At 61.4% G+C, this 13,093-nt stretch carries 2 protein-coding genes; one reads left to right on the top strand and one right to left on the bottom strand.

Features of this window, described 5'->3' with window-relative positions; translation table 11 throughout:
• Position 1: 1 nt before the first annotated feature.
• A complete protein-coding gene (locus tag KGB20_RS11770; protein ID WP_159390268.1) occupies positions 2-1,738 on the bottom strand; it encodes a type I secretion system permease/ATPase in 1,737 nt (578 codons plus the stop codon).
• 670 nt (positions 1,739-2,408) lie between these two features.
• Here KGB20_RS11770 and KGB20_RS11765 point away from each other — a divergent pair.
• Positions 2,409-13,091 carry a peroxidase family protein gene (locus KGB20_RS11765; protein WP_223532300.1) on the top strand — a complete coding sequence of 3,561 codons (10,683 nt, stop codon included), beginning with the start codon at positions 2,409-2,411 and terminating at the stop codon, positions 13,089-13,091.
• The last annotated feature ends 2 nt before the right edge of the window (positions 13,092-13,093 follow it).

Below are 13,093 nucleotides of genomic sequence, written 5' to 3'. Positions count from 1 at the left end.
GTCACTCCCGTGCTTTGACGGAGGCCAGCGGAGTTGATGCGCCTGCAGGGATCACACTGGCCTTGCGCAGCGCTGCGAATACTTCATCGCGCGTACCTAGCATCTGCACGCCGCCGTCGCGCAGCATCAGCACCTTATCGACGGCACAGAGTACGTTGGGACGGTGAGAAATCAGAATGACGGTGGCGCCACGGCCCTTGAGTTCGGCCAGAGCATCGACCAAGGCCTTTTCGCCGACGTCGTCGAGGTTGGCGTTCGGCTCGTCCAGCACGATCAGATTGGGCTCGCCATACAGCGCGCGGGCCAAGGCGATGCGCTGCTTCTGGCCGCCGGATAGCGGGCTGCCATCGGTGCCCAGGCGGGTGTCATAACCCTGCGGAAAACGCAGGATCATCTCGTGCACGCCAGTGATCTTGGCGGCGCGGATGACCGCTTCGCTGTCCACTTCGCCAAAGCGCGCAATGTTGTCGGCGATGGTCCCCTCGAACAGCTCCACGTCCTGTGGCAGGTAGCCGAGCCAGGGGCCAAGTTCGCCCTTGTTCCAGTTGAAGATGTCCGCGCCGTCCAGGCGCACCTTGCCGGCCTGCGTCGGCCAGACGCCAACCAGCAGGCGGGCGAGGGTGGATTTGCCCGAGGCGGACGGACCGATAATGCCAAGGCTTTCGCCGGGGACAAGGCTGAAGCTCACACCGCGCAGAATCGTGTTGGTGGTCCCCGGGGCACCGGCATACACATTCTCCACCGCCAGCATGCCCATTGGCCGCTGCAGCGACATGCTCGGTGGCCGGCGCGGAAAGTCTTGCAGCATCTCGTTGAGCCGGCCCCAGGCCGAACGGCAGCCGAGCAATTGCTTCCACGACGCGATGACCTGTTCCACCGGACCCAGTGCGCGGCCGGTGAGGATCGAGCAGGCAATCATCATCCCCGGGGTGATCTTGCCTTCGATCGCCAGCAGCGCGCCAGCGCCGAGGATCAGCGACTGCAAAGTGATCCGCACGAAGCGCCCGGTGCTGCTGATCAAGGCGGCACGATCGGAGGCCAGGGTCTGCATTTCCAGAATGCGCAAATGGCTTTGGAACCAGCGCTTGCTGATCGACGGCAGCATGCCCATTGCCTCGATGACCTCGGCGTTGCGCAGGTTGTTGTTGGCGTACTGGGAGGAGGAGAGGGCGGCCTGATTGGCTTCGGCCAGCGGTTTCTGCGTCGCCTTCTCGGTGAGCCAGGCCAGGGCCACCAGAATCAGTGAGCCGATCAGCGTGATCAGTCCGAGTATTGGGTGGATCAGATAGGCGACCAGCAGGTAGATCGGCGTCCACGGTGCATCGAAGAAAGCGTACAGGGAGTTGCCGGTGACGAACTGACGAACCTGGGCAAGGTCTTGCAGGGCCTGGGCCGGATTACCTCCGGCGCGGTTCAGGTTGCGCTCGAATGCAGCGGTGAAAATGCGTCGGTTCAGGTCCATGTCGAGGCAGTTGCCGACCCGGATCAGTACGCGGGTGCGGACCATTTCCAGCGTGGACATCAGCAAGAACAGACCTACTACCAGGACAGTCAGCATCGTCAGCGTCGTGACGTTGCGACTGACCAGGGCTCGATCGTAAACCTGCAGCATATAAATAGCTGGCGTCAACATCATGACGTTTATGACGCCGCTGAACCCTGCCAGCAAATAAAAGCTGCGGCGCAGACGAAAGAGCGCGTCGGCCAGTTCTGAACGGATGCTCGACTGCTTGGGCATTTTGATCCTCCCACTGCGAAAAGCCGATTGCCCTTGGAGCGCAACAGCTAACAGTAAATGTAGTCCTGTAAACAGCTTATGGACACGCAGGCTGGTCGCTCTATAGATGGCGAGTCTTCCGAAATCGCTGCGTTGCTCCCTTATGCAGCAGCGTAGGTGGCGCTGAATCACTCCGAAATAACATTTCGCTCTATACCAGCACACAACTTTCTATATGTCCTTAAAAAACAGATAGTTGTGATGCCTGCCACCAGTCGTCTGTTTTAACGACGTAATATTGACAAAGTTTTGCTATGGAACTTTAGTCTTAGTTATCGGGGGGGCCGCCCGCCTGAAGCCTGTCATCGTTTTGGCAACGCAGGGCGCAGTGATTTCCCGGGAGGAGCAGAACCATGTCGATCATTTCGTTGTTTTGCAGAGGGAAGGGGCTGTCCAGGACGTTCGCCTTCACTTCCAGATTCCATGGCCCGCCCAGGGCTCGAATCCGCTCTGCCTGATCGCCCGGCGAGCAATTCATATCGCGAATTCCAGGCGCGAATCCCGGGTCCCGGGTAACGCCAGCTCTCGCAAAAAAACATAACCAACAAACTGCGCAAGCCATCACTTGACTTGGCGCGGGAGGATTTTCTCGTCCCGCGCCTTTAACCAGACAGATCGAGGGCAATCCAAAATGGCCAATTTCAACAAGTCGGACCTGGAATTCATCCTCAAGCAAATCTTTATCGCCGAGGCGAATGCCGCCGGCACCAGCCTCATTGATTTGCTTCCCAATACCCAGGTGCCGTTCGGCCTGCGTACCGTCGATGGCAGCTTTAATAACCTGGTCACCGGCCAGACTGATTTTGGCGCCGCGGACGCTGACTTCCCGCGCCTGCTTGATCCTTCCTTTCTATCGGCGCAGTACGCCGGAACAGGGACGGTGATCGACCCGCAACCACGGATTATCAGTAACCTGGTCGTCGACCAGACCGCCAACAACCCGGCGGCCTATGCCTCAGCGTTCGACCCGGGCCTGGACGGTGTGCTCAACTTCGGCACGGTGGGTAATGATGACGTACTCAAGGATGGCGTACAGATAGTCACCAGCCCCGGGCTGGATGGCGTGTTCGGCACGGCCGATGACAAGGACGTGTTCTTCATGCCCAACGTGTCGCCGGACGTCGGCCTGACCGCCAGCTTCAACTCGTGGATGACCTTCTTCGGCCAGTTCTTCGACCACGGTCTCGACCTGGTCACCAAGAGCACTACCGACTTCGTGTTCATTCCGCTGCAGGCGGACGATCCGTTGTTCGTCCCGGGCAGCCAGACCAACTTCATGGTGCTGTCGCGCGCAGTGCATACCGCCGGCGCGGACGGAGTAGTCGGCACGGCCGATGATGGCCAGACCAATACCACCTCGCCGTTCGTCGACCAGAGCCAGACCTACGCCTCTCACCCGTCGCATCAGGTGTTCCTGCGCGAGTACGTCATCAACGCGGCGGGCGATCCTGTTGCAACGGGGCGCTTGATTACCAATCGCGACCTCGGCCCGGACGGCCTGTTTGGCACGGCCGATGATGGCGACGGTGAAAATGGCGGCATGGCGACCTGGGCCGTGGTCAAGGCCCAGGCCCGTGACATTCTGGGCATCAACCTGACCGACGCCGATGTGCACAACGTGCCATTGCTGGCAACCGATGCGTACGGCAACTTCATCCGCGGGCCGAACGGCATGCCGCAGGTGGTGATTCGCATCAGTAACGGTGCTGACGGCATCGCCGGGACGGCTGATGACGTTACTCAACTGGTCGAAGGCAACCGGGCTGCTCCCATCAGTCTGACCAGTGCCGTGAGTACCGGGCATGGTTTCCTCGACGACATCGCCCACAATGCCGCGCCAGTAGTCGTCGGCGGGGTTCTGCAGGCGGATGCCGACATCGCTGTCGGCAATGCGCAGCCCGTTGGCCCTGGCGGCAACAACCTGACCTATGACAATGAACTGCTCGACGCCCACTTTATTGCCGGTGATGGCCGGGTGAACGAGAACATTGGCTTGACCGCCGTGCACCATGTGTTCCACTCCGAGCACAACCGCCTGGTCCAGCAATCCAAGGACACCATCCTGGCTTCCGGCGACCTGGCCTTCCTCAATGAGTGGCTGGCGGACGATGTGACCGCGATACCGACTACACCTGCCGAGATTGCGGCATTGGTGTGGGATGGCGAACGCCTGTTCCAGGCCGCCAAGTTCGGCACCGAAATGCAGTACCAACACCTGGTGTTCGAAGAGTTCGGGCGGACCATTCAGCCGCAGATCGACGAATTCCTTGCACCCAGCGGGTATGACACCTCGATCAACCCGGCAATCCTCGCCGAGTTCGCCCACGTGGTGTATCGCTTCGGTCACTCGATGTTGACCGAAACTGTCGATCGCTTCGACCCCGCGTTCAATCCGCTGCTCACTGACCCCACCAACCCGGACTCGCAACTGGGTCTGATCGCGGCCTTCCTCAACCCGCTGGCGTTCGCCAGCAGCGGGGTGACTGCGGACCAGGCGGCAGGGGCGATCATTCGCGGTGTGACCCGCCAGGTCGGCAACGAGATCGATGAGTTCGTCACCGAAGCGTTGCGCAACAACCTGCTCGGTCTGCCGCTCGATTTGCCGAGTCTGAACCTGGCACGTGGTCGCGACACGGGCATCCCCACCTTGAATGAGGCGCGTCGCGAGTTTTACGCATCCACCGGCGACAGCCAACTCAAGCCGTACATCAGTTGGGCTGACCTGGCAGACAGCCTCAAGCACCCCGAGTCGCTGGTCAACTTCATCGCGGCCTATGGCACGCATAGCACGATCACGGCGGCGACCACGCTGGCAGACAAACGCGCTGCAGCCTTTGCGCTGGTATTCAACGGTGCGGGTTCGCCGGCTGACCGCCTGGACTTCCTCAACAGCACCGGTGCCTATGCCAACGTAACGCTGGCCGGCGCGGATGGGGTACTGGGTACTGCAGATGACCTGACCGGTGTGACGGTCACGGGCGTCGACGACATCGACTTCTGGGTCGGTGGCCTCGCCGAACAGAAGATGCCGTTCGGCGGCATGCTCGGTTCGACGTTCAACTTCGTGTTTGAAACCCAGATGGAGGCGTTGCAGAACGGCGACCGCTTCTACTACCTGGCGCGTGTCGCGGGCCTGAACTTTGGCGCCGAGTTGGAAAACAACTCCTTTGCCAAGCTGATCATGCTCAACACCGATGTCACCCACCTGTCGAACACCGTGTTCCTGACGCCGACGTTCACCCTTGAGGTGGATCAGACCGCCCAGTTCACTGGCCTTGGCGTGGATGGCCGCGCCGATCCGACCGGCGGTATCATGATCAACGGCGTGGAAGTCGTGTCGCTGGTGATTCGCGACAACCCTGACACCGTGGGTCCGGACACCAATTATCTGCAGTACACCGGTGAAGACCATATCGTCATGGGCGGCACCGCCGGCAATGACATCATCATTTCCGGTGAGGGCGATGACACCCTTTTCGGCGACGCCGGCAACGACCGCCTCGAAGGCGGCGCCGGTAACGATGCGGTACTGGGCGGCGCGGGCGATGACATCATCAGCGATTCGTTCGGTGACAACCGTCTGGAAGGCAATGACGGTAACGATGTGATCGTGGCTGGCAGCATGCTTGCCGGAGGCAACCTGATCCTGGGTGGCGACGGCCAGGACTTCATCATCACCACTGAAGACATCTCCATTTCCTTCGGCGGACAGGGTGACGACTTCATCCTCGGTGCCAAGACCAACCTGCCGGCTACCGGTGGCGAAGGTGATGACTGGATCGAGAAGGGCACCCAGGACGGTGCACCTGGCGATAACGCCTCGCCGTTGCTCGATGACGATGTGATCGGCAACGACATCTTTACTGGTGGTGGCGGTTTCGACGAAATGATCGGCGAGGGTGGCGATGACATCTTCGTTGGCAGCGATGCCCAGGACAAGATGGACGGCATGTCCGGCTTCGACTGGGTGACCTACAAGAACGACAGGGTCGGCGTGACCGCTGACCTGACCATGGCCGCGCTGGCGCAGCCCCATGGCAATACACCAAGCCAGAATGCCGGCATATTCAATCCGGTCGGTGCCTCACCAGCCTCGATTCTCGACCGTTTTGCCGAGGTTGAAGGCTTGTCCGGTTCGAGTTTTGGCGATGTGCTCAAAGGCGATAATGTCGACGCGGACACCATCATCAACCACGGCGGCACCACGGGCAGTGCGCTGACCAATGTCGCATTGATCCGCGGACTGGACCAGTTCCTGGCGGATGCCGGATTGCCGACCACCGGCTTTGCCACTGGCAACATCATCCTCGGTGGCGATGGCAGCGACCTGATCGAGGGCCGCGGTGGCGATGACCTGATCGACGGCGACAAATGGATCAACGTCAGGATTGCCGTTTATGACCCGGCAGACGTCAACCATACCGGCCCTGAGATCGCCAGCTTCGACAGCATGGTCGATATGATCCCGTTGATGCTGGATGGCACCATCAACCCTGGTCAGCTCAAGGCCGTGCGGGAAATCATGCCCGGCACCTCGACGGGCGGGGCGGCCTTCGATACCGCCATTTTCTCCGGGCTTGAAGCCGAGTATGCGGTGACGGTCGACGACCGTGGCACGGACGATGTGACGGACGATGTCTGGACAGTGGCCGATAGCGTAGCGGGTCGCGACGGCACCGATACCTTGCTGAATATCGAACGCCTGCAGTTCGCCGATAACCAGCAAGTGCTGGTGGCGGGGGAGAATGCCCAACCGGATGGCAGTCCGACTGTCTCGGATGGCAACGGCGGCGCGATCACCGTGGGCGATTTACTGACTGTCAGCGTGGCCGGGGTGAGCGATGACGACAACGTCGCGGCGGGTAATCCGCAGGGGTTGATCACCAACTCCTCGGTGTCCTACATCTGGCAATTCGAGGCCGAACCAGGCACTGGCATATTTGAGGACATCATTCTGTTGCCGGCTGGCGACCTGGCGTTCCAAAGCGCCGATGGTACCGCGTTCAAGGTCTCTCCTGATCTCGCCGGGTTGTCGTTGCGGGTCAAGGCGATCTATCAGGACGGTCACGGCACCACGGAGATCCTGTTCTCCACGCCGACGGCTGCCGTTGTTGCCGGTGCACCGGTTACGCCAACGGCGCAGGTACCTGTAGTCGATGCCACTGCGGGTGGCGCGGGCCTGAACATGGTCCGCTCCGACCTCAACTTCATCCTTGACCAGATCAAGATTGCCGAGGCAGACGCAGCCGGTCAGGACATCCTCTCGCTGATCCCGAATATCCGCGCGCCGCTGGGCCTGCGTACGGTCGATGGGTCGAGCAACAATCTGATGAACCTCAACGGCATTGACAACACCGAGTTTGGTGCCGCCGATAACCTCTTTCCGCGTGTGACCGATCCGGTCTTCAATCCGGCGGAAGGGGGAACGTCGTATGCGCAGAACAACGGCATTGTGATTGACTCGCAGCCACGCACCATCAGTAACCTGATCGTCGACCAGACGGCGAACAACCCGGCGGCTTATGCCACGGCTTTCGACCCGGGCCTGGACGGTGTGCTCAACTTCGGCTTGGCGGGTAATGACGACGTGTTGAAGGATGGCGTACAGATAGTCGCCAGCCCTGGCCTGGACGGTCAGTTCGGCACTGCCGACGACCGCGAAGTGTTCCTGTTCGAGAACACTACGGCGGATGCGGGGCTGTCCGCGCCGTTCAACGCCTGGATGACCTTCTTCGGGCAGTTCTTCGATCATGGCCTGGACCTGGTGACCAAAGGCGGTTCGGGCACTGTCTTCATCCCGCTGCAACCGGATGATCCGCTGTTTGTTCCAGGTAGCCTGACGAACTTCATGGTCCTGACCCGCGCGACCAACCAGCCAGGGGCGGATGGCGTTCTTGGCACGGCCGACGACATCCATGAGCACACCAACACCACCTCGCCGTTCGTGGACCAGAACCAGACCTATAGCTCGCACCCGTCGCACCAGGTGTTCCTGCGCGCTTATCAGATGACCGACAACGGCCCCATAGCGACCGGCAGGCTGATCACCAACCGTGATCTGGGTGTGGATGGCACGTTTGGTACCGCGGACGACGTCGAAATTGGTGGCATGGCGACCTGGAAGGTGGTCAAGGCGCAAGCCCGCGACATCCTGGGTATCAACCTTACCGATGCCGATGTCGACAGTGCCCCGCTGTTGGCGACTGACGCCTATGGCAACTTCATCAAGGGGCCGAACGGCTTCCCGATGGTGGTGATGACAGGGGATGACGGTATTGGTGGCACGCCTGATGACGTCCTTGTCGAAGGCAATCCGCTTGCTCCACTTGACCTGACCAATGCTGTGCGCACCGGTCACCAGTTCCTCGTCGACATCGCCCACAATGCCGTGCCGGTAGTCGTTGGTGGGGTTCTGCAGGCGGATGCCGACACTGCTGTCGGCAATGCGCAGCCCGTTGGCCCGGGGGGCAATAACCTCACCTATGACAACGAACTGCTCGACGCTCACTACATGGCTGGCGACGGCCGGGTCAACGAGAACATCGGCCTGACCGCGGTGCATGCGATCTTCCACTCCGAGCACAACCGGCTGGTTGCGCAGACCAAGGACACCGTGCTCGATTCGGGTGACGTGGCCTTCCTCAACGAGTGGCTGCTGACTCCGGTGAGCGCGTTGCCAACCAACCAGGCTGAGTTCGATGCGCTGGTGTGGAATGGCGAGCGCCTGTTCCAGGCGGCCAAGTTCGGTACCGAGATGCAGTACCAGCACCTTGTGTTCGAGGAGTTTGCGCGGACCATCCAGCCTAACGTCGACGCGTTTTTCGCACCGACCCAGGTCTATGACGTCGACCTCGATGCCTCGATCGTCGCCGAGTTCGCCCACACCGTGTACCGGTTTGGCCACTCGATGCTGACCGAGACCGTCGATCGCTACGATATCGACTTCAACGTGGTGAGCGATCCGAACAGCGCTGATCCCACTCAGCAGCTCGGCCTGATCGCGGCGTTCCTCAACCCGTTGGCGTTCGCCGCCAGTGGCGTGTCGCCAGAGGATGCGACCAGTGCGATCATACGTGGGGTGACCCGGCAAGCCGGTAACGAAATCGACGAGTTCGTCACCGAGGCGCTGCGCAATAACCTGCTCGGCCTGCCGCTCGATCTGCCGGCGATCAACATCGCCCGTGGCCGCGACGTGGGGATTCCCTCACTCAACGCGATCCGCCGCGACATCTACAGCCAGACCGGTGATACCCAACTCAAGCCGTACACCAGCTGGGTCGATCTGGTGCAGTACCTCAAACATCCGGAGTCGTTGATCAACTTCATCGCGGCCTATGGCACGCATGACACGATCACGGCGGCGACCACGCTGGAAGGCAAGCGCGCTGCAGCCCTGGCGCTGGTCTTCGGTGGTGTGGGTGCGCCGGCTGACCGCCTGGACTTCCTCAACAGCTCCGGTGCCTTTGCCAACGTAACGCTGGCCGGCAGCGATGGGGTACTGGGTACTGCCGACGACCTGAGGAACGTGACGATCACGGGCGTCGATGCCATCGACCTGTGGATCGGCGGCCTGGCCGAACAGAAAACCCCGTTCGGCGGCATGCTCGGCTCGACCTTCAACTTCGTGTTCGAAAACCAGATGGAAAAACTGCAGGACGGCGACCGCTTCTACTATCTGGAGCGTACCGCTGGCCTGACGATGAATGCGGAACTTGAAAACAACTCGTTCGCCAAGATGATCATGGCCAACACCTCGGCCACGCACTTGCCGGGCCTGGTGTTCTCGGATCCGGGGTTCTACCTGGAAGTGGACCAGGGCAGGCAATTCAACGAAGGCCTGGCTGCCGTCGATCCGCTCGGCCCGAACGGCGAGCAGGTGGTGTTCCGCGACAACCCGCTGACCGCGGGACCGGACACCAACTACATCCGCTACAGTGGTGACGAGCACATCGTGCTGGGTGGCACCGACAACGCAGACATCCTTATCGCCAGTGAAGGCGATGACACGGTCTGGGGCGATGGCGGCAACGATCGCATCGAAGGCGGTGACGGCAACGACCAGTTGCGCGGTGGCGCCGGCGACGACATCATCACCGACACCGGCGGCGACGATAACGTCCAGGGTGGCGACGGCAACGACGTGCTGCACGGCGGCAACGGCGTCAACCTGATCATTGGCGGGTTCGGCAACGACTTCATCGTGACCGGTGAGGACGCCTCCGAGGCCATTGGTGGCCAGGGCAATGACTTCATCCTGGGCAGCAAAGCCAACGAACAGGACATGGGTAACGAAGGCGACGACTGGATCGAGAAGGGCACCTCGGACGGTGCGCCTGGCGACAACTTCGATCCGCTCGGCAATGACCGGGTGATCGGCCACGATGTATACATCGGCGCCAGCGAGAACGATAAGTTCAACGGCGAAGGCGGTGACGACATCATGGTCGGCAGTCTCGGCTTTGGTGACCGCTATATCGGTGGTTCCGGCTATGACTGGGCGACCTTCAAGGGACTCGCCCAGGGGGTGAGCATCGATTTCAGCGACCGCTTCTTCGATGTGCCACCGCAACCAGGTTCGGGGGCCTCGGCGCTGGTGCGTTTCGACGCCATGGAAGGTCTGTCCGGTTCGTCACACGGTGACTACCTGCGCGGTGATAGCGAAGATGCGGCATCGCTACCCACCTCGGGTGCAACCGGCAGTGTGCTGACCAACATCAGCCTGATCAACGGTCTGGCGGGTCTGCTGCCAGCCGGAGCGACGTTCTTCGACGGCGGCAACATCATCCTCGGTGGTAGCGGCAGCGACCTCATTGAAGGTCGCGGTGGTGACGACATCATCGACGGTGACAAGTGGCTGAACGTGCGCATCAGCGTACGGGCAAACGCTGATGGCACCGGCGCGGAAATCGCCACGTTCGACAGCATGGAGCCGATGGTCCAGGCGATGTTGAACGGTACTTACAACCCGGGCCAACTGGTCATCGTGCGGGAGATTCTGACCGGCACTGACAACTTCGACACCGCGCTGTACTCAGGCAATGCGTCGGAGTACACAGTCGCTGTCGATGGCAACGCTGTCATTGTGACCGACCTGGTTGCAGGGCGTGATGGCGTCGATCGCCTGACGGGCATCGAGCGCCTGCAGTTCGCTGACCAGGCGCAGGCCTCCGGTGTTGGCACCGTCTCGAACAGCGCTCCTGTGGGGCGTCTGGCGATCCTCGATGCTACCACCGGTGCGCGTGTCGATTCGCCTGTCGCCGGCCAGCTGCTGCGTGTCAGCAGCCAGTCGATACGCGACGCGAACAGCGTCAGTGCGGCCAATCCGACCGGCGCGGTTACCGGTCCCGTGTCTTACTACTGGCAGGCCGAAACCATTGCCGGTTCGGGCATCTTTGAAGACATCACCGTTCTCGCCGCCGGCGAGGCATCGCGGGTAACCGGCGCCACCTACCTGGTGGCGGACGATGTCGCCGGTCTGAACCTGCGCGTTCGGGCGGTGTATCAGGATGGCAGCAGTACGCTGGAGATCGTCGACTCGTCGGCGAACAACGCACCGACCGCAGGGCCGGGCATCCTCGGGTTTGCGTTTCTGAACCAGGTGTTGACCGCCGACCCGTCGACCATCGTCGACGTCGATGGCCTCAGCAATCCGCAGTTCACCTTCCAGTGGCAGGAGACCAATGGGGTCACCTTCGTCGACATCGTCGGAGCCACCGCTAGTACGTTAACGCTTGGTCAGGCTCAGGTCGGCGATCAAGTGCGCGTGGTGGTCAGTTACGTGGATGACTTCGGTGTGGCCGAAAGCATTGCGTCCGACGCCACGGCCCCGGTGGGCGTCGGTGTTGTGTTTGTCGGTACCCCCGGTGTCGACATTTTTATCGGCACGCCAGGCGACGACGTGGCCAGCGGAGGTGATGGCAACGACATCCTGAACGGCCTGGGCGGCAACGACATCCTCAATGGTGACGCGGGCAATGACGTTCTCATCGGCGGTGGTGGTGCCGACACGATGGCTGGCGGTGTTGGCGACGATGTCTACGAAGTCACCGACCTTGGGGACGTGGTGACCGAGCTCGTCGGTGGCGGCAGCGACACGGTCTGGACCTCGCTCGCCAGCTATACCCTGGGTGCCAACGTCGAAAATCTGTTTTTCGGCGGCAGCGGCAACTTTGTGGGCATCGGCAACGCGCTCGACAACACGCTCGTGGGTAGTGCAGGTATTGACGTCCTCATCGGTGGTGGCGGTGCCGACACGATGGTCGGCGGTGCCAGCAACGATGTCTACGAAGTCACCGACCTTGGGGACGTGGTGATCGAGCTCGCTGGCGCAGGCACGGATACGGTCTGGACCTCGCTTGCGAGCTACACCCTGGGTGCCAACGTCGAGAATCTGTTTTTCGGCGGCAGCGGCAACTTTGCGGGCACAGGCAACGCGCTCGACAACATAATCGTGGGAGGGGCGGGTAACGACGTCCTCATCGGTGGCGTAGGTAACGACACCATCATCGGTGGCGCAGGTGCCGACTCGATGGTCGGTGGCGTCGGCAACGATACCTATGAAGTCGCCGATCTTGGGGACGTGGTGACCGAGCTCGCCGGTGGCGGCAGCGACACGGTCTGGACCTCGCTCGCGAGCTACACCCTGGGTGCCGACGTCGAAAATCTGTTTTTCGGCGGCAGTGGCAACTTTGCGGGCAGCGGAAACGAGCTCGACAACGCGATCGTGGGAGGTGCAGGTAACGACGTCCTCATCGGCGGCGCAGGTAACGACGTTATCATGGGTCGCGCAGGTGCCGACACGATGGCCGGCGGTGTCGGCAGCGATGTCTACGAAGTCACCGACCTTGGGGATGTGGTGAGCGAGCTTGCCGGTGCCGGTAGCGACTCGGTCTGGACCTCGCTCTCGAGCTACACCCTGGGTGCCGACGTCGAAAATCTGTTTTTCGGCGGCAGCAGCAACTTCGCGGGCACCGGCAACGGGCTGGCCAACACGATCGTGGGTGGTGCAGGTAACGACGTTCTCACCGGCGGTGGTGGTAACGACGTGATGAGTGGCGGCGTCGCCGGTAACGATACGTTCGCGTTTGCTGCGGGTTTCGGCAGCGATACGATCCTGAACTTCGGAGCCAATCCGGCCGGGCAAGACTTGCTCAATATCACGGCGCTGGGGATCAACAGCGCGACGTTCGCTGCCAACGTGACCATTACGGCCAACGGGGCGGACACGGTGGTAGGGATCGGGGCGGACACGATTCACCTTGTGGGTGTCAACAGCGCAGCCGTTGATCAGACGGACTTCATTCTGGCCACTTGAGG

The organism is Pseudomonas sp. BF-R-30, from assembly GCF_019956175.1.
Taxonomy (GTDB): Bacteria; Pseudomonadota; Gammaproteobacteria; order Pseudomonadales; family Pseudomonadaceae; genus Aquipseudomonas; species Aquipseudomonas jessenii.
This window is presented reverse-complemented; position numbering and strand designations above follow the sequence as displayed.

Excerpts from the sequence above, each read along its gene's own strand:
- KGB20_RS11770 (WP_159390268.1), bottom strand. The coding sequence starts at position 1,738 with ATGCCCAAGCAGTCGAGCATCCGTTCAGAACTGGCCGACGCGCTCTTT.
- KGB20_RS11765 (WP_223532300.1), top strand. The coding sequence starts at position 2,409 with ATGGCCAATTTCAACAAGTCGGACCTGGAATTCATCCTCAAGCAAATC.